Annotated in this window: 19 protein-coding genes; 8 read left to right on the plus strand and 11 right to left on the minus strand. The window is 65.2% G+C overall.

Annotated features, from left to right (window positions below):
- Positions 1-27: 27 nt before the first annotated feature.
- Positions 28-1,050 carry an LLM class flavin-dependent oxidoreductase gene (locus ACOIX3_RS04015; protein WP_420968496.1) on the plus strand — a complete coding sequence of 341 codons (1,023 nt, stop codon included), beginning with the start codon at positions 28-30 and terminating at the stop codon, positions 1,048-1,050.
- Between the two features lie 150 nt (positions 1,051-1,200).
- Here ACOIX3_RS04015 and ACOIX3_RS04020 read toward each other — a convergent pair whose 3' ends face one another.
- Positions 1,201-2,061, minus strand: a complete 861-nt coding sequence (locus ACOIX3_RS04020) for a prephenate dehydratase (RefSeq protein ID WP_420968497.1) — start codon at positions 2,059-2,061, stop codon at positions 1,201-1,203.
- Between the two features lie 21 nt (positions 2,062-2,082).
- A complete protein-coding gene (locus tag ACOIX3_RS04025) occupies positions 2,083-2,823 on the minus strand; it encodes a 3-deoxy-manno-octulosonate cytidylyltransferase (RefSeq protein ID WP_420968498.1) in 741 nt (246 codons plus the stop codon).
- A gap of 199 nt (positions 2,824-3,022) precedes the next feature.
- On the opposite strand from ACOIX3_RS04025, the gene ACOIX3_RS04030 reads away from it, so the two are divergent.
- The 6 genes from ACOIX3_RS04030 to ACOIX3_RS04055 all read left to right on the plus strand — a co-directional run bounded on the left by ACOIX3_RS04030 (position 3,023) and on the right by ACOIX3_RS04055 (position 11,504).
- Positions 3,023-3,571, plus strand: a complete 549-nt coding sequence (locus tag ACOIX3_RS04030; protein ID WP_097673819.1) for a c-type cytochrome — start codon at positions 3,023-3,025, stop codon at positions 3,569-3,571.
- Positions 3,572-3,785: 214 nt separating this feature from the next.
- Entirely contained in the window at positions 3,786-5,690 is a 1,905-nt protein-coding gene (locus tag ACOIX3_RS04035) for an extracellular solute-binding protein (RefSeq protein WP_420968499.1), read from the plus strand.
- A 16-nt stretch (positions 5,691-5,706) separates the two neighbouring features.
- On the plus strand, positions 5,707-7,578 hold the full coding sequence (locus tag ACOIX3_RS04040) for an extracellular solute-binding protein (protein WP_420968500.1): 1,872 nt from the start codon (positions 5,707-5,709) through the stop codon (positions 7,576-7,578).
- 3 nt (positions 7,579-7,581) lie between these two features.
- Positions 7,582-8,691 (plus strand): microcin C ABC transporter permease YejB, encoded by a 1,110-nt coding sequence (locus tag ACOIX3_RS04045; RefSeq protein WP_420968501.1) that lies wholly within the window; start codon positions 7,582-7,584, stop codon positions 8,689-8,691.
- On the plus strand, positions 8,691-9,875 hold the full coding sequence (locus ACOIX3_RS04050) for an ABC transporter permease (RefSeq protein WP_420968502.1): 1,185 nt from the start codon (positions 8,691-8,693) through the stop codon (positions 9,873-9,875). The genes ACOIX3_RS04045 and ACOIX3_RS04050 overlap by 1 nt, the downstream gene beginning before the upstream one ends.
- Positions 9,876-9,878: 3 nt before the next feature.
- The gene (locus tag ACOIX3_RS04055; protein WP_420968503.1) at positions 9,879-11,504 is read left to right on the plus strand and encodes an ABC transporter ATP-binding protein; all 1,626 of its coding nucleotides are present in this window, start codon (positions 9,879-9,881) and stop codon (positions 11,502-11,504) included.
- A 138-nt stretch (positions 11,505-11,642) separates the two neighbouring features.
- Here ACOIX3_RS04055 and ACOIX3_RS04060 read toward each other — a convergent pair whose 3' ends face one another.
- Together ACOIX3_RS04060 and ACOIX3_RS04065 are read right to left on the minus strand one after the other, a co-directional pair.
- Complete coding sequence (locus ACOIX3_RS04060) at positions 11,643-12,485, minus strand: C40 family peptidase (RefSeq protein WP_420968504.1); 843 nt, start codon at positions 12,483-12,485, stop codon at positions 11,643-11,645.
- The gene (locus ACOIX3_RS04065; protein WP_420968505.1) at positions 12,478-13,857 is read right to left on the minus strand and encodes a leucyl aminopeptidase family protein; all 1,380 of its coding nucleotides are present in this window, start codon (positions 13,855-13,857) and stop codon (positions 12,478-12,480) included. The genes ACOIX3_RS04060 and ACOIX3_RS04065 overlap by 8 nt, the downstream gene beginning before the upstream one ends.
- A 207-nt stretch (positions 13,858-14,064) precedes the next feature.
- On the opposite strand from ACOIX3_RS04065, the gene ACOIX3_RS04070 reads away from it, so the two are divergent.
- Entirely contained in the window at positions 14,065-14,862 is a 798-nt protein-coding gene (locus ACOIX3_RS04070; RefSeq protein ID WP_420968506.1) for a tetratricopeptide repeat protein, read from the plus strand.
- Positions 14,863-14,958: 96 nt separating this feature from the next.
- Here the strand turns inward: ACOIX3_RS04070 and ACOIX3_RS04075 are convergent, their stop codons facing one another.
- From ACOIX3_RS04075 to cpaB, 7 genes are read right to left on the minus strand one after another with little or no spacing between them, the layout of a single operon-like run.
- Complete coding sequence (locus tag ACOIX3_RS04075; protein ID WP_420968507.1) at positions 14,959-15,933, minus strand: type II secretion system F family protein; 975 nt, start codon at positions 15,931-15,933, stop codon at positions 14,959-14,961.
- Positions 15,934-15,942: 9 nt separating this feature from the next.
- Positions 15,943-16,920: a type II secretion system F family protein gene (locus ACOIX3_RS04080; protein ID WP_420968508.1), complete on the minus strand. Its 978-nt coding sequence runs from the start codon at positions 16,918-16,920 to the stop codon at positions 15,943-15,945.
- Positions 16,921-16,931: 11 nt separating this feature from the next.
- A complete protein-coding gene (locus tag ACOIX3_RS04085) occupies positions 16,932-18,395 on the minus strand; it encodes a CpaF family protein (protein WP_420968509.1) in 1,464 nt (487 codons plus the stop codon).
- 24 nt (positions 18,396-18,419) lie between these two features.
- Positions 18,420-19,688, minus strand: coding sequence for an AAA family ATPase (locus ACOIX3_RS04090; protein WP_176528876.1), 1,269 nt, complete (start codon positions 19,686-19,688; stop codon positions 18,420-18,422).
- Complete coding sequence (locus tag ACOIX3_RS04095) at positions 19,685-20,437, minus strand: CpaD family pilus assembly protein (RefSeq protein ID WP_420968511.1); 753 nt, start codon at positions 20,435-20,437, stop codon at positions 19,685-19,687. The genes ACOIX3_RS04090 and ACOIX3_RS04095 overlap by 4 nt, the downstream gene beginning before the upstream one ends.
- An 8-nt stretch (positions 20,438-20,445) precedes the next feature.
- Complete coding sequence (locus ACOIX3_RS04100) at positions 20,446-21,930, minus strand: type II and III secretion system protein family protein (protein WP_420968512.1); 1,485 nt, start codon at positions 21,928-21,930, stop codon at positions 20,446-20,448.
- A 2-nt stretch (positions 21,931-21,932) separates the two neighbouring features.
- Positions 21,933-22,727 (minus strand): Flp pilus assembly protein CpaB, encoded by a 795-nt coding sequence (gene cpaB / locus ACOIX3_RS04105; RefSeq protein WP_420968513.1) that lies wholly within the window; start codon positions 22,725-22,727, stop codon positions 21,933-21,935.
- Positions 22,728-22,815: the final 88 nt, after the last annotated feature.

Below are 22,815 nucleotides of genomic sequence, written 5' to 3' on the forward strand. Positions count from 1 at the left end.
TCGTGACGCCACATTAGGTTGTCGGCCATGATCCCGCTCTCCGTCCTCGACCTGTCCGTCGTCACCACGGGTACCAAACCAGCCGCTGCGCTCCGCAACAGCATCGATCTGGCGCGCCATGTCGATGGTCTCGGCTACGTCAGATATTGGCTCGCCGAGCACCATAACCTCGCCTCGGTCGCGAGCCCGGCGCCTGATTTGATGATCGGGCAGATCGCGGCGGTGACGCAGCATATCCGCGTCGGCTCCGGCGGCGTGATGCTGCCCAACCACGCGCCGCTGGTGGTTGCCGAGCGCTTCAAGATGCTGGAGGCGCTGTTTCCCGGCCGCATCGATCTCGGCCTTGGCCGTGCGCCCGGCACCGATGGCGCCACGGCCTACGCGCTGCGCAGCCGGCTCGATCGCCGCGAGGGCGACGACTTCCTCGAGCGGCTGCATGAGCTGACGCTTTGGGAGACGCGCGATTTCCCGGCCGGCCATCCCTACAACAATGTGGTGGCGATGCCGGACGATTCGCCGCTGCCGCCGATCTGGCTGCTCGGCTCGAGCGATTATTCCGCCGAGCTCGCCGCGCAGGTCGGGATGGGCTTTGCGTTCGCGCATCATTTTGCCACGCACGACGCAATTGCGGCGATGAGGAATTATCGCGCGCATTTCAAGCCCTCGGGCTGGCGTGCGGCGCCGCAGTCGATCCTGGCGGTCGCGGCCGTTGCGGCGGAGACCGACGCGGAAGCCGAGCGGCTTGCGATGTCGATGGACCTCAACCGGCTGCGCCGCGATCGCGGCCAGTACCTGCCGCTGCCGAGCGTCGAGGAGGCAGAGGCTTATCCCTACACCGACGCCGAGCGCGCCTCGATCGCGCGCAACCGCGCACGGCTGTTCGTCGGCAGCGCTGCAACCGTGATGACCAAGCTCGAGCCGCTGATCGCGGCGAGCCAGGCGGATGAGCTGATGGTAATCACTGCGGTGTATGATCACGCGGCGCGGAAGAAGTCGTACAGCCTGCTGGCCGAGGCGTTCGGGCTCCGCAAGAAGGAAGCCGCAATATGATCGTCGTCCCGGCGAAAGCCGGGACCCATAACCACGAATGAAAGTTGTTGCGCTTCGCTGGGGCCGCTATCGCTCCCACAACCCAAGCCGGTGGTTATGGGTCCCGGCTTTCGCCGGGACGACACGTGGAGAGAATTGCGCTCGCTCCGCCTATTCCTGCGTTTCGCTGAAGGTCGCGCGGAACGGATGGCCCGGATAGACGCCGACGATGCGGAATTCGCGCGAGAAGAATTTCAATTCCTCCAGCGCGAAGGCGAGTCCACGGTCGTCAGGATGACCGTCGACATCGGCATAGAATTGCGTGGCGAAGAAATTGCCGTCGACCATGTAGCTTTCGAGCTTGGTCATGTTGACGCCGTTGGTGGCGAAGCCGCCGAGTGCCTTGTAGAGCGCGGCGGGCAAATTGCGCACCCGGAAGACAAAACTGGTGACCAGCGGCCCGGAGCCTTGCGCAGCCCATTTGGCCTCGCGCGCCAGCACCACGAAGCGGGTGGTGTTGTGAGCCTCGTCCTCGATGTCCTCGGCGAGAATGTCGAGGCCATAGATATCGGCGGCGAGGCGCGAGGCGATCGCCGCCACGCTCTTGTCGCCGCGCTCGGAAATATCGCGGGCGCTGCCGGCAGTGTCGCCGGCGACGATCGGCCGGATGGCGAGCTTGCGGATGATGCGCCGGCACTGGCCGAGCGCATGGACGTGGCTCTCCACGCTCTTGATGTCGGCGAGCTTGGTGCCCTTCACCGCCATCAATTGGTGGCGGATCGGCAAGAACCATTCGCCGACGATGAACAGGCCCGAAGCGGGCAAGAGATGATGGATGTCGGCGACGCGGCCGGCGACCGAATTCTCGATCGGGATCATGCCGAGATCGGCCTCGCCCGAGGAAATCGCGGCCAGCGCGTCCTCGAAGGTCGGGCAGGGCATCGGCTCGGCGTCGGGATACGCCTCGGCGATCGCGATATGGGAATTGGCGCCAGGCTCGCCCTGGAACGCGATTTTCAATTTCTTGGTCATGGCGGGCCTTTTAGCACCCGGTCAGGCTTTGGAAAGTATTCTGCGGGCGGTTTCGAGGTCGGCCGGGGTGTCGACGCCGCGCGGGACGGTGTCGACGATGGTGATGTCGATGCGCATCCCGGCCTCCAGCGCCCGCAGCTGCTCGAGCTTCTCCTGCTGCTCCAGCGGCGAGGGCGGCAGCCGCACGAACCGCTCTAAGGCGGCACGCCGGTAGGCATAGAGGCCGATATGATGGTAGCGCGGCCCATCGCCATGGGGCGCGGTGGCGCGGGTGAAGTAGAGCGCGCGCAGCCGGTTCGGGCCGATCGGGGAGCCGACCGCCTTGACGACGCTAGGGGCCCGGTCCTCCTCCTCGCTGTGGATCCGCGAGGCCAGCGTCGAGATGTCGACGGTGGGATCGGCGAGCGGCGGCATCACGCTCTGGATGGTCTCGGGCGTGATGGTCGGGAAATCGCCCTGCAGATTGACCACGATCTCGGCAGCGCCGTCCGGGTCGAGGATCGTCATCGCTTCATGGATCCGGTCCGAGCCGGAGGGATGGTCGGGGCGGGTCATCACCACCTCGCCGCCCGCAGCCTTCACCGCCGCTGCGATCTCGGGCGTGTCGGTTGCGACCGCGACCCGGCCGATCCCGGCCGCCTCGGCTCGTCGCAGCACATGGACGATCATCGGCGCGCCCGCGATATCGAGCAGCGGTTTGCCGGGGAGGCGCGTGGCGGCCATGCGGGCCGGAATCAGCACCAAGGTACGGGGTTGGGTCATTCGTGTCGGGGCCCGTCCGGCCTGCGGAAATTGGCGGGGAGGAGGTTGAATTCGGCGCGTTTATACGGGTTGCCAGAGCGCGGGCAAACCGATATCTCAACCCTGCTTGGGGCGGTGCGATAAGGCCGATTCCCAGGTCTTTCCTCGCGGCCGTATTCCCGGCCTGAAGTCGACATTCAAGGCCCGGAGCCTGACCGAAATGGACTCCTTCGAACTCAACAAAATCCTCGGTGCGGTTCTCGGCACCTGCATCGTCGTCCTGGTGATGAGCTTTACCGCCGGATCGGTCTTTTCGGCCAAGATGCCGGAGAAGCCGGGTTTTGAGATCGCGGTGAAGGAAGAGTCCCATGGTGGTGGCGGCGAGGCCGCTGCGGCCGCCTCCGAGCCGATCGAGAAGCTGCTGCAGACCGCCTCCGCCGAGAAGGGCGCAGCCGCCGCCAAGAAGTGCCAGGCCTGCCATACCTTCGAAAAGGGTGGCCCCAACCGCGTCGGTCCGAACCTCTACGGTATCGTCGGCGAGAAGAAGGGCGAGGGCCGTGGCTTCAATTTCTCGGCCGCGATGAAGGGCAAGGGCGGCGACTGGTCGTTCGACGACCTGAACAAGTTCCTGACCAACCCGAAGGGCTTCGTCCCCGGCACCGCGATGGGCTTCGCCGGCGTGCCGAAGGACAGCGAGCGCGCCGACATCATCGCCTATCTGAATTCGAACTCGGAGCACCCGGCTCCGCTCCCGACCGCTTCGAAGTAGAAATTGCTTCGCGCAAGCATGCGGATGAAACGGCCAGGCAATGCCTGGCCGTTTTCGCATGGGGAATCCGTTGTCGCGGGGTTGTTATCGGGACGTTTCGCCGCACCGGTATTGTTCCCGGGCCAATATCATGAGGAAAAAGCAACGTAATTTGTCGAACCGTTGCCTTATATTGGGTCCCATGTAACCGGGGCCGCAAGCAGGAAGAGCGAATTTGGCGATCACCCGACGACACCTCCTTCAAGGCAGCGCACTGGCGGCACTCGCTCCGGCGCTCGGACTGAACTCCGGCCTGTCGGCGATCACGCCGGCGTTCGCCGACGACGCCCCCAACGGGCTGAAATGGCGCCACGGCCTCTCTACCTACGGCGAGATCAAATACCCGGCTGACTTCAAGCGCTACGACTACGTCAAGCCGGACGCGCCGAAGGGCGGCGTGGTGCGGCTGTTCCAGCCCGGCACCTATGACAGCTTCAACCTGGTCGTTGCGGGATTGAAGGGCGCCGTATCGGCGGCGGTCGGCCGCATCTACGATTCGCTGATGGAGGCCTCGCTCGACGAGCCCGATACCTATTACGGCGAACTCGCCGAGGCTGCGGCCTTTCCCGATGATTTCTCCTACGTGATCTACCGCCTGCGGCCGGGGTCACGCTGGCACGACGGCAAGCCGGTCACGCCGGAGGACGTGATCTTCTCCTTCGAGGCGTGGAAGGCGAACAGCCCGATGTTCAGCGCCTACTACCGGCATATCGTAAAGGCCGAGAAGATCGGCGATCGCGACGTCAAGTTCACCTTCGACAGTGCAGGCAACCGCGAGCTGCCGATGATCACCGGCCAGCTTACTATTCTGCCCAAGCATTGGTGGGAAGGCACCGACGCGCAGGGCAAGAAGCGTGACATCACCGCGAGCACGCTGGAGCCGCCGCTCGGCTCGGGACCCTATCGGATCAAGGAGTTCGTCGCCGGACGGTCGGTCGTGCTCGAGCGCGTCAAGGACTACTGGGGCAAGGACATTCCGATCGCGATCGGACAGAACAATTTCGACGAGCTGCGCTACGAATATTTCCGCGACGACACCGTCGCGCGCGAGGCGCTGAAGGCCGACGGGTTCGATTGGTACAACGAGCGCAGTGCCAAGGAATGGGCGTCGGCCTACGACGTTCCGCCGGTGCGCGAGAAGCGGTTGCTCAAGGAGCTCTTCACCGTCCGCAATCAGGGCCGGATGCAGGGCTGGGTGTTCAACCTGAGGCGTCCGAAATTCGCAGACCCCAGGCTGCGCCGCGCCTTCAACTACGCGTTCGATTTCGAAGAGATGAACCGCGTGCTCTCGACCGGCGAGTACCATCGCGATTCAAGCTATTTCGACGGCATCCCCGATCTGATGGCGACCGGCCTGCCGGAAGGCAAGGAGCTCGAGCTCCTGGAGACGGTCCGCGACAAGGTGCCGCCGGAAGTCTTCACCACGCCCTACACGAACCCGGTCGGCGGCACGCCGGAAAACGTCCGCGCCAATCTACGCGAGGCGACGCGGCTGTTGAAGGAAGCCGGCTTCGAGATCCGCGATCGCAAGCTGGTCGATTCCTCGGGCCAGCCGTTTACGGTCGAGATACTCGGCAACAGCGGCGATTCCGGCATGGAGCGGATCACGCTGTTCTACAAGCCGAGCCTGGAGCGCCTCGGCATCACCGTCAATCTGCGTGCCGTCGACACCGTGCAGTACCAGAACCGGGTCCGCGATTTCGATTTCGAGATGGTCACCCAGGTGTGGGGACAGTCGATCTCGCCCGGCAACGAACAGCGCGACAATTTCGGCTCGCAGGCTGCCGACCGGTCGGGCTCCAACAATCTCCCCGGCATCAAGAATCCGGCGGTTGATGCCATCATCGAGCGGATCATCTTCGCCAACAGCCGCGCCGATCAGATCGCCGCGGCCAAGGCGCTGGACCGGGTCTTGCTCTGGAACTTCTATTGCGTTCCACACTTCAACTACGACAAGCAGCGCTACGCGTACTGGGATCGCTTCAGCCATCCCGATCCGCTGCCGAAATACGCGGTTTCAGGATTTCCAAATCTCTGGTGGTACGACGTCGACAAGGCAGCCAAGCTCAAGCGTTCATAAGCTCAAGGATCCGCGCATGGCGCTATTCTCCCGTCGGCACGCACTCGGTCTCGGCATCGGTGCGTTGAGTGCTGCAGGCCTGCGGACTGCACCGGCAGCGGCCGACAACGGAGCCGAGATGCACGGCATGTCGGTGTTCGGCGACCTGAAATATCCCGCGGATTTCCAGCAGTTCGACTACGTCAATGTGAGGGCGCCGAAGGGCGGCGTGTTCTCGACGATTCCCTCGACCCGTGCCTACAACCAGTCCTTCTATACGTTCAGCTCGTTCAACGCATTCATCCTCAAGGGCGAAGGCGCGAAGGGCATGGAGCTGACCTTTGATTCGTTGATGGCGCGCGCGGCCGACGAGCCTGATGCGATGTACGGCCTGGCCGCAAGATCGGTCTCAATTTCTCCCGACAAGCTCACCTACCGCTTCACGATGCGGCCCGAGGCCCGCTTTCATGACGGCTCGAAACTGACTGCACAGGATGTTGCCTTCTCGCTCAACACGCTGAAGGAGAAGGGACATCCGTTGATCGTGGTGCAACTGCGCGATTTCGTGAAGGCCGAGGCGGTCGACGACGGCACCGTGATCGTGACCTTCGCACCAAACCGCGCGCGCGATGTGCCGCTTTATGTTGCGGGCCTGCCGATCTTCTCGAAGGCCTACTATGCGAATAGGCAGTTCGAGGAGTCCACGCTGGAAGCGCCGCTCGGCTCAGGGCCGTACAAGGTCGGCAAGTTCGAGGCCAATCGCTACGTCGAATACGACCGCGTCAAGGACTGGTGGGGCGCCGATCTTCCGGTCAATCGCGGCAGCTACAATTTCGATACCGTGCGCTACGAATTCTATCGCGACCGCGACGTGGCGTTCGAAGGCTTCACCGGCAAGAACTATCTGTTTCGCGAGGAATTCACCGCCCGGGTCTGGGCGACGCGGTATGATTTCCCGGCACTCAAGGACGGACGGGTCAAGCGCGAGACATTGCCGGACGAGACACCGTCCGGCGGACAGGGCTGGTTCATCAACACCCGTCTCGACAAGTTCAAGGACCCGCGCGTCCGCGAGGCGTTGATCTATGCCTTCGATTTCGAGTGGACCAACAAGACGATTATGTACGATGCGTACGTGCGCACCGTCTCGCCGTTCCAGAATTCGGACATGGTGGCTAGTGGGCTACCTTCGCCCGAGGAACTGAAGCTGCTCGAACCATTCCGCGGCCAAGTGCCGGATGAGGTGTTCGGCGAGCCGTTCGTGCCCCCGGTGTCGGATGGATCGGGACAGGACCGCACGCTGCTACGCAAGGCGACGCAACTGCTCAACGAGGCGGGATGCGTCGTCAAGGATGGCAAGCGGCGATTGCCCAACGGCGAGCGGCTTACGATCGAGTTCCTGCTCGATGAGCCGACGTTCCAGCCGCATCATGCCAGCTTCATCAAGAATCTCAACCCGCTGGGGATTGATGCGAATATCCGGCAGATCGACGCCGTGCAGTATCGCGCGCGCGTCGAGGCTTTCGATTTTGAGGTGACGACCGAGCGTATGTCCATGTCGGCGACGCCGGGTGACAGCCTGCGGCCTTACTTCTCGTCCCAGGCTGCGGCCACCAAAGGCTCCTACAATCTGGCGGGCGTTGCCAACCCGGCAATCGACGCGTTGACCGAAAAGGCTATCGCGGCCGAGACGCGGGCCGACTTGACCTTTGCTTGCCGCGCCCTCGATCGCGTCTTTCGCGCCGGCCGTTACTGGGTGCCGCAATGGTACCGCAACACGCATCCGATCGCCTACTGGGATCAATTCGGCCATACCGAGAAGCCGGCAAAATACACCCAGGGCGTCGGTGCTCCGGAGAATTGGTGGTACGACGCCGCCAAGGCCGCGAAGCTCGAGCAGGCGAAGTAGCCGATGAGCGCCTATATCGCCCGACGTATCTTCCTGATGCTGCCGACGCTGCTCGGCATCCTGTTCGTCTCCTTCGTGGTCGTGCAGTTTGCTCCGGGCGGTCCGGTCGAGCGTGTCATCGCGCAGATCAACGGCGCCGACACCGGCGGCACCTCGCGTGTGTCGGGTGGCGGCGGCGATTTCGGCGCGCAGCGCGGCCAGGGCGCGGGAGCGGCCGGTGCGGTCAACTCGAAATACCGTGGTGCGCAGGGGCTCGATCCCGATTTCATCAAGAAGCTCGAGGTGCAGTTCGGCTTCGACAAGCCGGCGCCGGAGCGGTTCGCGCTGATGGTCTGGAATTTTGCGCGGTTCGACTTCGGCGAAAGCTATTTCCGCAGTGTCAGCGTGCTCCAGCTGATCAAGGAGAAGCTGCCGGTCTCGATGTCGCTCGGGATCTGGATGACGCTGCTGACCTATCTGATCTCGATCCCGCTCGGCATCCGCAAGGCGGTGAAGGACGGCTCGCGGTTCGACACCTGGACCTCGGCCGTGATCATCATCGGCTTTGCGATCCCCGGCTTCCTGTTCGCGATCCTTTTGATCGTGCTGTTCGCCGGCGGCTCGTTCCTCAATATCTTCCCGTTGCGCGGCCTGACCTCGGACGGCTGGTCGCAATTCCCCTGGTACTGGAAGATCATCGACTATTTCTGGCACCTGACGCTGCCGCTGGTGTCGATGGCGCTCGGCGCCTTCGCCACCATGACGTTGCTGACAAAGAACTCGTTCCTCGACGAGATCCGCAAGCAATATGTGATGACCGCGCGCGCCAAGGGCTGCAGCGAGCGCCAGGTGCTGTACGGCCACATCTTCCGCAACGCCATGCTGATCGTGATCGCGGGCTTCCCGGGCGCGTTCATCCACGCTTTCTTCTCGGGCTCGCTGCTGATCGAAACCATCTTCTCGCTCGACGGGCTCGGCCTGCTCGGCTTCGAGAGCGTCCTGAACCGCGACTATCCGGTGGTGTTCGGCACGCTGTTCATCTTCTCGCTGGTCGGACTGGTGGTCAATCTGATCTCCGATCTTGCCTATATGTGGATCGATCCGCGGATCGACTTCGAGGCGCGGGAGGTCTGATGACGATGCTCGCGCCCCAGCCGGTCGAGACCACGACGCAATCGCCGATGGGCGAGGCGGTGCCCGCCACCCGCCACGCCTTCGCGCCGTCGCCGCTGAACAAGCGGCGCTGGCAGAACTTCAAGGCGAACCGCCGCGGCTACTGGTCGTTCTGGATATTCCTCGTGCTGTTCATGCTGTCGCTGTTCGCCAATTTCATTGCCAACGACAAGCCGCTGGTCGTCAAATATGACGGCCGTCTCTACTGGCCGGTGGTGTTCACCTATGCCGAGACCACCTTCGGCGGCGACTTCGAGACCGCGGCCGACTATCGCGATCCCTATCTGCAGAAGCAGATCGCCGCCAAGGGCGGCAGCATGATCTGGCCGCCGATCCGCTATTCCTACGACAGCCGCAACCTCGACCCGCCGACCGCGGTGCCGTCGAAGCCGACCTGGCTCCTGACCGAAAAGCAGTGCGCGGACGTGGTGAAGCGGAAGGGGCTGACCGGCTGCCGCGACCTCGAATACAATTGGCTCGGCACCGACGATCAGGGCCGTGACGTCGTCGCGCGACTGATCTACGGCTTCCGCATCTCGGTCTTGTTCGGCCTGACGCTGACCATCCTGTCCTCGATCATCGGCGTTGCCGCCGGCGGCGTGCAGGGTTATTTCGGCGGCTGGATCGATCTCGGCTTCCAGCGCCTCATCGAAATCTGGACCGCGATCCCTTCGCTCTATCTGCTGCTGATCATCTCGGCGGTGCTGCCGCCGGGCTTCTTCATCCTGCTCGGCATCCTCCTGCTGTTCTCGTGGGTCTCGCTGGTCGGCCTGGTCCGCGCCGAGTTCCTGCGCGGCCGCAACTTCGAATACATCCAGGCGGCGCGTGCGCTCGGCGTCTCCAACCGCGTGATCATGTTCCGCCATCTGCTGCCGAACGCGATGGTCGCGACCATGACGTTCCTGCCGTTCATCGTCTCGTCCTCGGTGATGACGCTGACGGCGCTGGATTTCCTCGGCTTCGGCCTGCCGCCCGGTTCGCCCTCGCTCGGTGAATTGCTGTCGCAGGGCAAGGCCAATGTGCAGGCGCCGTGGCTCGGCCTCACCGGCTTCTTCTCGGTCGCGATCATGCTGTCGCTCCTGATCTTCATCGGCGAAGCCGCGCGCGACGCCTTCGATCCGCGCAAGACGTTCTCGAAGGGCTGACGCATGGACGCGACCAACCAGCCCCTGCTCGACGTCAGCGACCTCTCCGTCGCCTTCGGCCGCTCGCTTGCGGTCGATCGCGTCTCCTTCTCGATCAAGCGCGGCGAATGCACGGCGCTGGTCGGCGAGTCCGGCTCGGGAAAATCGGTCAGTGCGCTGTCGGTGTTGAGGCTGCTGCCCTATCCGGCGGCGTCGCATCCCTCCGGGGCGATCCGTTTCAAGGGCCGCGATCTGCTGGGATCGTCGGAACGCGAGATGCGCGGGATTCGTGGCAACGACATCTCGATCATCTTCCAGGAGCCGATGACCTCGCTCAATCCGCTCCACACCATCGAATCCCAGATCGGCGAGATCCTGTCGCTGCACAGCGGCATCAGCGGTGCGGCGGCGCGGGCGCGGACGCTGGAGTTACTGGGCCAGGTCGGCATCCCCGAGCCGGAGACGCGGCTCAAGAGCTATCCGCATCAACTGTCCGGCGGCCAGCGCCAGCGCGTGATGATCGCGATGGCGCTTGCCAACGAACCCGATCTGCTGATCGCGGACGAACCGACCACCGCGCTCGACGTCACCGTGCAGGCGCAGATCCTCGCCTTGCTGGCCGAGATCCGCGCCCGGCTCGGCATGAGCCTGCTGTTCATCACCCACGACCTCGGCATCGTCCGCCGGATCGCCGACACCGTCTGTGTCATGAACAACGGCAAGATCGTCGAGCAGGGCCCGGTCGAGCAGGTCTTCACCGCGCCGAAGCACGCCTATACGAAGGCGCTGCTGGCGGCCGAGCCGAAGCCTGATCCGGCGCCGCCGCAGCCGGACGCGCCGGTCGTGATGTCGGCGGACAATCTCAAGGTCTGGTTTCCGATCAAGCGCGGGCTGATGCGCTCGACCGTCGGCCACATCAAGGCGGTCGATGGCGTCAGCCTTGCGGTGCGCAAGGGCGAGACGCTTGGCGTCGTCGGCGAGTCCGGCTCCGGCAAGACCACGCTCGGGCTGGCGCTGCTCCGGCTGATTTCGTCCGATGGCCCGATCGTGTTCCTCGGCAAGGACATCCAGGGCCTGCGCTTCAAGCAGATGCTGCCGTTCCGCCGCGACATGCAGATCGTGTTCCAGGACCCGTTCGGCTCGCTCAGCCCGCGCATGTCGGTCGACGACATCATCGCCGAGGGGCTCGAGGTGCACCAGAAGCAGCTGTCGCGCGAGGAGCGCGAGGCGCGCGTGATCAAGGCACTCCAGGACGTCGGGCTCGATCCAGACTGGCGGTTCCGCTATCCGCATGAGTTCTCCGGCGGCCAGCGCCAGCGCATCTCGATCGCGCGCGCAGTCGTGCTGGAGCCGAACTTCGTCGTGCTGGACGAGCCCACCAGTGCACTCGACATGCTGCTCCAGGCCCAGATGGTCGATCTTCTGCGCGACCTGCAGCGCAAACGCGACCTGACCTACATGTTCATCTCGCACGATCTGCGCGTGGTGGCCTCGCTCGCCAGCCATCTGATCGTGATGAAATCCGGCAAGGTCGAGGAGGAGGGGCCGGCCTCCGAGCTGTTCAAGAATCCGAAGAGCGACTACACCCGCGCACTGTTTGCCGCCGCGTTCCGCATCGAAGCGGCCGGCGACGGGACGGCGGCAACGTAGCCATCACGCGTCATTCCCCGGTGCGCAATTGCGCACCTGCGGGCGCGCGAAGCGCGAGCCCGGAATCCATCGGCCCGCAGGTTCGGTGGATGAATGGTTTCCGGGTTCGACGCTGCGCGTCGCCCCGGAATGACAGGCTCAAAGCCGCTTGATCGCGCCGACCTCGCTGCCGGCGGCCTTGATCCGCGCAATCGCCGCGTGGGTGTTCTCCACCACCGTTGCCATCTGATGCGCATTGGCGTGCACGATCGTCGTCGCATCGCGCACGATGGCGACATGGCCCTTCCAGAAGATCAGGTCGCCGCGCTGCAGGTGCTTGGATTCCGCTGTCGTCAATTCGCGGCCGAGCCCGTCCTGCTGCATGTCGCTGTCGCGCGGGCAGCCGGTGCCGGCGGCGGTCAGCGCGATCTGCACCAGGCCGGAGCAATCGATGCCGAGGCTCGATTTGCCGCCCCAGAGATAGGGCGTGCCGACGAACTGCTCGGCGATGGCGACGAAATCCTGCGCCATCGTGTCGAGAGCGGCGAGATGCTGGCGCGGCAGATGCCAGCCCTCGCGGGTCACCGCGAAGGGACCGTCCTCGCGGGTGATTGCGAGCCTGGTCCCCATCGCCAGCGCCTCGACCGGCGGCAGCTTGATCGACGGTCCCGGAAACGCCAGCGTACGCAGCGCCGTCACCTTGTGCGTCGGTGCCGCTCCGGGCGCCGTCAGCGCCGCCTCGGCAATCCAGCCGACATAGCCGTCATCGGCGAGCTGGCCCCAGGCCCAGCCTTCGCCGTTGCGGTCGTACACCGTGACGCGTTCGCCTCTGAGTGCCTGCGTCATCTGTTCGGCATCGGCCGCCGGCGCCCGCCGCAGCGGCGCGATGGCCTCAAAGACCTCAAGCGTCTCGCCGTCGACGAAGCGCGCCGCCTTCACCTTGCCCTCGAGATATCTTGCCGCGACGTCCTCGCGGGCCGGCGTCAGTCTGGCGTCATGCATAGCGTTGGCTCAGCAGTTTGTAGATCGCGCGCGCCGCCTGGCACTCGCCGCCTTCGGGGCGGCCGGGCTTCGCCGACGGCGTCCAGCCATAGATGTCGACATGCAGCCAGCTCCGCGCGTGCTCGACGAAGCGCTGCAGGAACAGCGCGCAGGTGATCGAGCCGGCAAAACCGCCCGACGGCGCGTTGGTGATGTCGGCGGTCTTGGAGTCGAGCCAGGCATCGTAGGCCGGCCACAGCGGCATCCGCCACAACGGGTCGTTCTCGCTCCTTGCATATGCCGCAACGTCGCCGGCGAGCGCCTCGTCATTGGTGTAGAACGGCGGCAGATCCGGGCCGAGCGCCACGCGTGCCGCGCCGGTCAGCGTGCCGAGATCGATCAGCAGGTCCGGGGTCTCTTCGTCGGCCAGCGCCAGCGCGTCGGCGAGCACCAGTCGCCCCTCGGCATCGGTGTTGCCGATCTCGACGGTGATGCCCTTGCGCGACTTGAAGATGTCGAGCGGGCGGAACGCATTGCCGGCAACCGCGTTCTCGACCGCCGGGATCAGCACGCGCAGCCGCACCTTCAGCTTCGCGTCCATCACCATCTGCGCCAGCGCCAGCACGTTGGCGGCGCCGCCCATGTCCTTCTTCATGATCAGCATGCCGCTCGACGGCTTGAGGTCGAGCCCGCCGGTGTCGAAGCAGACGCCTTTGCCGACCAGCGTCACCTTCGGATGGGCCGGATCACCCCAGCTCAGATCGATCAGCCGCGGCGTGCGGGTCGACGCCATGCCGACGGCGTGGATCAGCGGGAAGTTCTGCGCGAGCTCGTCGCCATCGATGCAATTGAAGGCGGCGCCGAACCGCGTTGCAAGGTCGCGCGCCGCCTCTGCGAGCTCGGCCGGGCCCATGTCGTTGGACGGCGTGTTGATGAGGTCGCGCGCCAGCGCCGCGGCATCCGCCATCCGCGTGATCTCGGCCGTGTCGACGCCATCGGGCGGCACCAGGCGGACCTCCGGGGCCTTGTTCTTGCGATAGCGGCCGAAGCGGTAGCAGCCGAGCGCGAAGGCGAGCGTCGCAAGCCGCGTGTCATGCGGCGCATTGGCAAAGCGGTAGACGCCCGGCGGCAGCAGGCCGGGCAGGGCGCCGACACGGAACGGATCGCGCGCCTTGTGGTCTGCATCCTCGAGGCCGAACAGCACCTGCGCGATGCCGCCATCGGCTGTCGGCAAAGCGAGGGCCTTGCCCGGCTTGGCCGCAAAGTCATTGGCCTCCGCGAACTGGCGCGCCGGCGCCGGCAATTCGCTGCGGATCGCATCCCATGTCGCCTTGGTGACGAAGGTGATCGGCGTGCCGGCGGTCGTGGGTGCGGTCTCGAACACGGATGGCATGCGGCTCTCGGCTGTTCTGGCGTCGTTGCTGGTGACTAACACGGCTTTCGCGGTGGATGGTAGCGCGCCCGCGGTTGACGCGACCTGCGGCGATTGGAACCGGCGCGCCGGTCGCCAGGGCCGCAGTTAACCAGACGTTAGGGTTAACAGTCTATTGCTGGCACGCTCGGCTCGATCCATTTGCCCGATTTCGTGAGTCACAGTGCCATGCGTCGACAGTCCATTTTGACCCGGCATCTTAGTTCCGCAGCCCTCGTGGCGGTCCTCGCCGCCGGGCTTGGCGGTTGCCAGACCATGTCCGACGTCACCGGATCGATCGCGTCCCGGTCCGATCCGGCGCCGGACGATCCGCGCCGCAATCTCGAAGTGTATGGCGAGCGCTATCGCAAGAATTCCAAGGATGTCGAGGCCGCGATCGCTTACGGCCAGGCGTTGCGCATGACCGGACAGCGTTCGCAGGCCTGCGCCGTGCTGGAGCAGGCCACCCTCGCCAGCCCCGGCAACAAGCCGCTGCTCGCCGCCTACGGCCGCGCGCTCGCCGACAACGGCAATTCGCAGGCCGCATTCGACGTGCTGAGCCGCGCGCACAGTCCGGACAATCCGGACTGGCGGATCCTGTCGGTGCAGGGCACCACGCTCGACAAGTTGAACCGGCACGAGGAAGCGCGGCGCTATTATGCGAGTGCGCTTCGCCTGGCTCCGGACGAGCCGTCGGTGCTGTCCAATCTCGGCCTGTCCTACATGCTGACCAAGGAATTGCCGAAGGCGGAGGAGACGCTGCGCCAGGCCTATGCCAGCGCCCGCGCCGACACCCGCATCCGGCAGAACCTTGCACTCGTCGTCGGTCTGCAGGGCCGTTTCGCGGAGGCCGAGACCATCGTCAAGGCCGACCTGCCGGCCGATGAGGCAGCCGCCAACGTCGCCTATCTCCGCGACATGCTGAACCGCAAGGACGGTCCGCGGATTTCATCGCGCGCCGCACCTGTCGTCGCCAAGGACGACTAGCGAAGCTCTCGGCTTCGCGATCCATATCTGCCTCAACGCGTACAAAAGGAAACGCCCGGCGTTTGCCGGGCGTTTTTGTAATGCGCGGCGCGCCGCTCAATGCATCGTGGCGATCTTGATGTAGGACGGCCCGAGGATCACGATGAACAGGCAGGGCAGGAAGAACAGGATCATCGGCACGGTCAGCTTGGGCGGCAGCGCCGCCGCCTTCTTCTCGGCCTCGTTCATGCGCATGTCGCGGTTCTCCTGCGCCATCACGCGCAGGCTCTGGCCGAGCGGCGTGCCGTAGCGTTCGGATTGCTGCAGGGCCATGCACACCGATTTCACGCCTTCGAGCCCGGTGCGGCGCGCCAGGTTCTCGTAGGCGGACTTGCGGTCCTGCAAATAGGACAGTTCCGCGGTGGTCAGGGCGAACTCCTCCGAGAGCGCGATCGACTGTCCGACGATCTCGTTGGCCACCTTGCGGAACGCGACCTCGACCGACATGCCCGACTCGATGCAGATCAGCAGCAAGTCGAGCGAATCCGGGAAGGCGCGCTTGATCTGGAGCTGGCGCTTGGAGATCGCGTTCTTCAGGAACAGCATCGGCGCCTGGAGGCCGGCATAGGCCGCACCGACGCAAATGCCGATCTTGAGCGTGAGCGACCAGGTCGCGCCCGCGATGAAGAACGTATAGACGATGGCGCCGAGCAGCAGCACGATCGGCGTCACCGCGCGGGCGAACAGGAAGGTGACGTAAGGGGCGTGGCCACGATAGCCCGCCATCACGAGCTTCTCCAGCGCCGCTTCCTGGGCGAGCCATTTCGTGAGGTTGAGATCATCCACCACCCGGGAGACCACCTGCTTCGGGGTCTGCCGCAGCGCGACCTTCTCTGTTTTGGCGAGACGCTCGCGCTCACGCTGCCGGAGACGCTCGCGCTCGCTGGCGACGGCCTTCATGCGCTTGTTGAGGTCGCCGCCGGCGAGCAGCGGCATCACCAGCGTGTAGACCGTCGCGCTTGCCGCTATGAAGGCAAGCAGCATGGTCATGAACCTGACGTCGTGGAGCTTGGAGACCAGAATATCAATCATGCTGCACCGTCAGAAATCGAAGTTGATCATCTTCTTCATAACCAGCACGCCCATCGACATCCAGACGACGCAGGCAACCAGCATGAGCTGGCCCATCGAGTTCGTCCACAGCAGGGCGATGTAGTCCGGCGTCGTGAGGAACACGAGGATCATCACGATCGGCGGCAGCGAGCCGATGATGGCGGCGGAGGCTTTCGCTTCCATCGACATCGCCTGGATCTTCTCGGCCATCTTCTTGCGGTCGCGCAGCACCCGCGACAGGTTGCCCAGCGCTTCCGACAGGTTGCCGCCGGACTTCTGCTGGATCGCGATCACGATGCCGAAGAAGTTCGCTTCCGGCAGCGGCATGCGTTCGTACAGCCGGGCGCAGGCCTCGCCGAGCGGCATGCCGATCGCCTGGGTCTCGATGATCGCAAGGAACTCGCTGCGCAGCGGCTCAGATGCGTCGTTGACGACCGCCTTGAGCGATTCGAACAGCGGCAGGCCGGCCTTGATGCCGCGCACGATGACGTCGACGGCGTCGGGCAGCGCCTTCAGAAAGGCCTTCTCCCGCCGCTTCTTCAGGAAGCCGAGCAGCCAGCGCGGCAGGCCGAGCCCCATGGCGAAGCCGATGCCGGCCGCGCCGAGCAGGCCTCCGCCGACCATGAATGCCGCGCCGAACCCGAACAGGCCGAGGGCGCCGGAGATCATCCAGAATTTCTGCTCGGACCACTCCAGTCCGGCCTGCGAGATGCGCACGCCGAGCGGGACCTTCTTGTCCTTCTGCCGACGTGCCTCGAGCTCCTTGAGCGAGCCTTCGACCTGCTCGCGGCGGGAGCGCTGCGTCCGGTCGGTGGTTCGTGTCGTCGACGGTTCGCTGCGCGCCACCGATGCGCGGCGCGACTCGGCCTTCTTTTCCCCCGAGAGGTAGGGATAGAGGAAGACCCAGGCGATGCCGCCCACGGTGGTGGCGGCGAGGAAGGCCAGGGCAAGGGTTTGCGTCTGCATCCTGCGTTCCCCTAGACCGGCGCCGGCGAGTCGGACGCATCCAGCGCCGCCGCAAGCCGCTTCTCTTCATTGTAGTAGCGCGCACGCTCCCAGAAGCGCGGCCGGCCGATGCCGGTCGAGCGGTGCTTGCCGATGATCTTGCCGTTGGCATCTTCCCCGACCACGTCGTAGAGGAAGATATCCTGGGTGATGATGGTGTCGCCTTCCATGCCCATCACCTCGGTGATGTGGGTGATGCGGCGCGAACCGTCGCGCAGGCGCGCGGCCTGCACGATGATGTCGACCGAGGCGCAGATCATCTCGCGAATGGTGCGCGAGGGCAGCGAGAAGCCGCCCATGGTGATCATCGATTCGCAGCGCGACAGCGCTTCGCGCGGATTATTGGCGTGCAGCGTGCCCATCGAGCCGTCGTGGCCGGTGTTCATCGCCTGCAACAGGTCGAACGCCTCGGGTCCGCGGACTTCGCCGACGATGATGCGCTCGGGGCGCATACGCAGGCAGTTGCGGACCAGTTCGCGCATCGTGACCTGGCCCTCGCCCTCGATGTTCGGCGGCCGGGTTTCCAGCCGCACCACATGCGGCTGCTGCAGCTGAAGTTCGGCGGCGTCTTCGCAGGTGATGATGCGCTCGTCGTGCTCGATATAGTTGGTCAGGCAGTTCAGCAGCGTGGTCTTGCCCGAGCCGGTGCCGCCCGAGATGATCACGTTGCAGCGGACACGGCCGATGATCTGCAGGATGGTCGCCCCGTCCGGCGTGATCGCGCCGAACTTGACGAGCTGCTCCAGCGTCAGCTTGTCCTTCTTGAATTTGCGGATGGTGAGCGCAGGCCCGTCGATCGCCAGCGGCGGCACGATGGCGTTGACGCGCGAGCCGTCGGCGAGGCGGGCGTCGCAGATCGGCGAGGATTCGTCGACGCGCCGGCCGACCTGGCTGACGATGCGCTGGCAGATGTTGAGCAGCTGCTGGTTGTCGCGAAAGCGGATGCCGGTGCGCTGGATCTTGCCGGCGACTTCGATGAACACGGTGCCGGCGCCGTTGACCATGATGTCGGCGATGTCGTCGCGCGACAATAGCGGCTCCAGCGGTCCGTAGCCGAGCACGTCGTTGCAGATGTCGTCGAGCAGCTCTTCCTGCTCGGCGATCGACATCACGATGTTCTTGATCGCGATGATCTCGTTGACGATGTCGCGGATTTCCTCGCGCGCCGACTCGCTGTCCAGCTTGGCGAGCTGGGCAAGGTCGATCGCCTCGATCAGGGCGCCGAAGATCGTCGCCTTGACCTGGTAGTAATTGTCCGAGCGGCGGGCTTCGACGGCGGGAGCAGGCGGTGGCTTGGCCGGGGCCAGCGGTGGCGACGATATCGTCGGGGCGACGGACTCGCGCGCCATCGGCGACGAACCGGCAGGCTCCGGCGTCTGAAAGGCGGGCTTGGGTGCCCGCATATCCCCATCGTTTCCGCTACGCTTACCAAACACGACGTCTTGACTCCACGCGGACCACTATTTGGACCGCAGCTTTTCGAGCAGGGGCGACAGGAAGGACCCCCTCGGCTTCTTGGTTTCGCCGCGGCCTGTCAGCCGCTGCGCCATCTGTAGAAACATCTCGACTGCGCGGTGATTGGCCGAGATTTCCGCGATCATCTGGCCGTTGTTGGCGGCCGAACCGAAGATCTGCGGATCGAACGGGATGGCGGCGATCGGCGGGCTTTCGATCGCCTTGGCGAATTCGCCCGCCGCGATCTCCGGCCGCTTCGGCACACCGACCTGGTTCAGGCAGTACAGCGGCGCGCGGTCGTTGGGCCGCGACGCCTTCAAGAGGTCGAACATGTTCTTGGCGTTGCGCAGGTTGGCGAGGTCGGGCGCCGCCACGATCAGGATGTCGTCGGCCGCGATCAGCGCGCGCTTGGTCCAGCCGGACCATTGGTGCGGCACGTCGAGTACGATGCAGGGCATCGTGGTGCGCAGCGTGTCGAAGATCGCATCGAACGCTTCGGCGCCGAAATCGTAGACCTTGTCGAGCGTGGCCGGCGCCGCCAGCAGGCTCAGATGGTCGGTGCATTTCGACAGCAGGCGGTCGACGAAGGCGGTGTCGACGCGGTCCGGCGAGAACACCGCATCCGCGATGCCTTGCGCCGGATCCTGGTTGTAGTTGAGGCCGGCGGTGCCGAAGGCAAGGTCGAGATCAGCGACCACGGAATCCAGCGCCAGATCGCGGGCGATCGCCCAGGCGATATTGTGGGCGATCGTCGAGGCGCCGACGCCGCCCTTCGCGCCGACGACGGCGACGACGCGGCCGACCGCCTTGGCTTCCGGCGCCGAGAACAGGTTGCAGACCGCGCGCACCACGTCGATCGCATGGGCCGGCGCGATCACGTAGTCGCTGACGCCGCGGCGCACCAGCTCGCGATATAGCGTGACGTCGTTGACCCGGCCGATCACGACCACCCTTGTGCCGGCGTCGCACACTGTGGCGAGCTGGTCGAGCCCGGCCAGAATGTCGCTGCGGCCCTCGGTCTCGAGGATAATGACATTGGGCGTCGGCGCCGAGCGATAGGCCTCGATAGCAGCCGCCATGCCGCCCATCTGGATCTTGAGGTGGGCCTTGGCCAGCCGGCGATCCTCGCCCGCCGACTGAACGGCGGCAGCGGTCTCGACCGTCTCGCAGAACGCCTGGACCGAAACCCGTGGCGCCGGAGCAATATGGTCGTCCACGGCCTGCGGCGGGGCGTCCGTCTGCTCTTCGGAGTTTTGCTGCGCGTAGGTGATCATTTTCCTGTGTCGCTTAGCTTGGCCCTGTCGGACTCGGGATACGTCGTGGCGGTGGTGGTGCCCTTGCGATACTTGTCGAAGGCGATATTGCGGCGCGACGTGTAGGCAGGGGTCTCCGCGCGCGGCTGCACGAGGTCAGTCGGGTCTTCGACCATGGCTGCGAGGTTGCGCTGATTGGCGCAGCCGAAATTGTAGTATTGCTTGTTCTGGATGTACGAACCGTTGTGCATCGACGGGCCGAGATCTTCCGGCCAGATGCCGCACGGCCCGGCCTCCGCTTTCATCTTTGGATAGTTGACACGGATCGCAGGCATCAGACGCGGATTCTCGGGATGGTACTTGCGCACGAGGATCCCGCGCGGCGGCACGCCGGCGGCGGCGAAGGTCGCCTGGATCTCGCGCAAGGATTCCTGCGCAGGCCGGGCGTTCGCCGTGTCGGCGGGAACGTCGATGGTGACGGCGCCGGTGCCCTCGCGCATCCAGTCCTGCGCCATCCCCATCACCTCGGCGCGCTGCTCCGCGGTCAGGCCGCCGCGACTGCGGCCGACGAAGACCACGATCGAGCGATCGGCCTCGGTCACCGCGATCGGGTGACGCTGGCGATAGTCGGCCGGCGAGTCCACCATCGCGAAACTGTTGTCGGCGGCGTGCTGGCAGGCACTGAGCGTCATGGCAAGGCCGACGAGCACTCCGGCGAAACCGGCGGTGCGCTTGTAATCGGCGGATGTTCTGGGTGTGGTCTGTGTCATCGTCCGCCTCAGTCGGTAATAAAGCCGTAGGTGCCGCGATAATTCCGCGCCGGCTCGGTGCGGCCAGGCACGCCGTAGACGCGGTTGATGCTGCCGAGCAGGTCGGCCTGCGGATCGGAGGCGTTGGCGAAGCCGTCATCCGGACGCGACAGGTCCTTCTGCGCCACGGCGCGAACGACATAGGGCGTCACCAGAACCATCATTTCGGTCTGGTTGTTGACGAAGTCGCGGCTGCGGAACAGCGTGCCGAGCACGGGCAGCGACGCCAGCCCGGGAAGGCCGTTGATCGCCTGCTTGGTCTGGTCCTGGATCAGGCCGGCCATGGCCATCGAGCCGCCCGAGGGAATTTCCAGCGTGGTCTCGGCGCGGCGGGTCTTGATCGAAGGGATCGTCGTTCCGCCCGCGCCGCCGGTCAGCGCGTTATCGGTCGAGACTTCCGACACTTCCGTCATCACCCGCAGGCTGATGCGCCCTTCGGTCAGCACCACCGGCGTGAAGTTGAGCGAAATGCCGAATTTCTTGAAGCTGACGGTCTGGACGCAATTCCCGATCGCGCCCGTCGACGAGGTCTGACAGGTCACGCCGGTCGGAATTGGAAACTCGCCGCCCGAGATGAAGGTCGCCGATTCGCCTGAGATCGCGGTCAGGTTCGGTTCGGCGAGCGTCCGCACGACGCCGGCGCTTTCCATGGCGCGGATCGTCGCCGATACCGACGATCCGAACGATGTGGTGAGCGCGTTGCCGGCCACGAGCGGTGAGCTGTTCGCGGTGAACGGGTTGCTGTTGGCGAATTTGACCACGGTCGTGCCGTAGTTGAGGTTCGCGGTGAGGTCGATGCCGAGCTGCTTGATCAAGCTGCGCGAGACTTCGGCAACCGTAACCTTCAGCATCACCTGGTCGCGGCCGCGAACCGTGATCGAGTTCACGACCTTGTCGGGGCCGCCGACCAGCCGCGTGGCGATGTCGCCGGCCTGCTGTGCGTCGATCGGGCTCGCGGCGCTACCGCTCAGCATCACGCCGTCGCCGACGCCCTCGATCTGGATATCGGAATTCGGCAGTGCCGCACGCAGCGCGGCGCGCACGCCGTTGAGATCGCGCTTGACCGCGATGTCATAGGCCGCGATCTGCTGGCCTGCGGCGTCGAAGAACACGATATTGGTCTGGCCGACCGTCGCGCCGATGATGTAGGCGCGTTGTGCGGAGCGGACCACGGCATTGGCGATCTTGGGATCGGCGACCAGCACGTCCTTGATGTCCCTCGGCAGGTCGATCACGATCGATTTGCCCACACCGAGCGAGAGGAAACGGGCATTCATCTGACCGCCATCGGCCGAAGCGGCGGGGGCAGGCGCGGCGCGGTAATCGCTCGCCACCACCGGTGTCAGCGCCGGATTGAGCGTGAGCGCCGCGACGGCCGAGAACGACAATGCGCGGACCATGAAGGCCCGCATCGTCCGTTGAGTTGCCCCGCCCTTCATCACGTGTGTCCTCATGGTCACTTCTGCATCGTCGCCTGGTTGGCAACGCCAAAGCGGATGACGTTGATCGTGTCACCGCGCTTCTGCCGGTTGTCGTCGGTCTTGGTTTCGGGCGCGTTGTTGTCGGCGATGCTGCGCAGCGCCAGCGACAGGACGCCGCTCTGGCGCGCGCGCGCCAGCGTCTCGGTCTGTTCGGGCTTCAGCTCCAGCGTCACCGTCTTGCCGATCAGTGCGTTGGTGCCGTCCTTTTCCTTCGGTGCCTGGTCGATCGCGAGCACGCGAACGTTGGTCAGGATCACTTCGGAGTTGACGATGTCGGCGCCGTTGCGGTCCGGATTCTTGTCCCGCTTCGACAGCAGGACGTCGACCCGGTCATTCGGCAGGATGAAGCCACCGGCGCCGGTCTCGGGTGAGATTTCGGTCGATACCGCCCGCATGCCGGTCGGCAGGATCGCGGCCATGAAGCCGCTACCGTCGGCCTTGACGAGCTTCTGCTCGCGAATCGGTTCGCCCTGGATGAACGGGGCGCGCGCGATCGAGCCGGTCACGTCCTTGATCGCTTCGGCGTTGCTGTCCCTGCGCATGAAGCTGGCGCTGGCGGTTGCCGCCGGCCAGGTCTGCCATTGCAAATCTTCGGGCTTCACGGCCTGGCCGAGGCCGATGTCGGTTTTCGCGACCAGGATGTCGACGGTGGGCAGCTGCGCGACCGGCGGAGCCGGCGCCGGCTTGTCGTCGCTTCCGCTCGCCAAATAGAGCGCCGCAAGGCCGGCGCAGCCTGCGATTGCCAGGACCAGAATGCGGGCCTTATCCATTACGCTTCACTTTCCACATGACGCCGCGACGCTGCCGCCGCCGTGATGGGAGTTGACCAGCTATTCGTCAAAGCATGGTTAATGAGGC

This window comes from Bradyrhizobium sp. B120 (assembly GCF_049075665.1).
In the GTDB taxonomy this organism is placed as follows: Bacteria; Pseudomonadota; Alphaproteobacteria; order Rhizobiales; family Xanthobacteraceae; genus Bradyrhizobium.

Bases quoted from the DNA above. Each gene is read 5' to 3' on its own strand.
- ACOIX3_RS04055 (WP_420968503.1), top strand. From the start codon at position 9,879: ATGGACGCGACCAACCAGCCCCTGCTCGACGTCAGCGACCTCTCCGTC.
- ACOIX3_RS04060 (WP_420968504.1), bottom strand. From the start codon at position 12,485: ATGCATGACGCCAGACTGACGCCGGCCCGCGAGGACGTCGCGGCAAGA.
- ACOIX3_RS04030 (WP_097673819.1), top strand. From the start codon at position 3,023: ATGGACTCCTTCGAACTCAACAAAATCCTCGGTGCGGTTCTCGGCACC.
- ACOIX3_RS04050 (WP_420968502.1), top strand. From the start codon at position 8,691: ATGACGATGCTCGCGCCCCAGCCGGTCGAGACCACGACGCAATCGCCG.
- cpaB (WP_420968513.1), bottom strand. From the start codon at position 22,727: ATGGATAAGGCCCGCATTCTGGTCCTGGCAATCGCAGGCTGCGCCGGC.
- ACOIX3_RS04075 (WP_420968507.1), bottom strand. From the start codon at position 15,933: ATGATTGATATTCTGGTCTCCAAGCTCCACGACGTCAGGTTCATGACC.
- ACOIX3_RS04015 (WP_420968496.1), top strand. From the start codon at position 28: ATGATCCCGCTCTCCGTCCTCGACCTGTCCGTCGTCACCACGGGTACC.
- ACOIX3_RS04100 (WP_420968512.1), bottom strand. From the start codon at position 21,930: ATGAGGACACACGTGATGAAGGGCGGGGCAACTCAACGGACGATGCGG.
- ACOIX3_RS04025 (WP_420968498.1), bottom strand. From the start codon at position 2,823: ATGACCCAACCCCGTACCTTGGTGCTGATTCCGGCCCGCATGGCCGCC.
- ACOIX3_RS04045 (WP_420968501.1), top strand. From the start codon at position 7,582: ATGAGCGCCTATATCGCCCGACGTATCTTCCTGATGCTGCCGACGCTG.
- ACOIX3_RS04080 (WP_420968508.1), bottom strand. From the start codon at position 16,920: ATGCAGACGCAAACCCTTGCCCTGGCCTTCCTCGCCGCCACCACCGTG.
- ACOIX3_RS04040 (WP_420968500.1), top strand. From the start codon at position 5,707: ATGGCGCTATTCTCCCGTCGGCACGCACTCGGTCTCGGCATCGGTGCG.
- ACOIX3_RS04095 (WP_420968511.1), bottom strand. From the start codon at position 20,437: ATGACACAGACCACACCCAGAACATCCGCCGATTACAAGCGCACCGCC.
- ACOIX3_RS04070 (WP_420968506.1), top strand. From the start codon at position 14,065: ATGCGTCGACAGTCCATTTTGACCCGGCATCTTAGTTCCGCAGCCCTC.
- ACOIX3_RS04090 (WP_176528876.1), bottom strand. From the start codon at position 19,688: ATGATCACCTACGCGCAGCAAAACTCCGAAGAGCAGACGGACGCCCCG.
- ACOIX3_RS04065 (WP_420968505.1), bottom strand. From the start codon at position 13,857: ATGCCATCCGTGTTCGAGACCGCACCCACGACCGCCGGCACGCCGATC.
- ACOIX3_RS04020 (WP_420968497.1), bottom strand. From the start codon at position 2,061: ATGACCAAGAAATTGAAAATCGCGTTCCAGGGCGAGCCTGGCGCCAAT.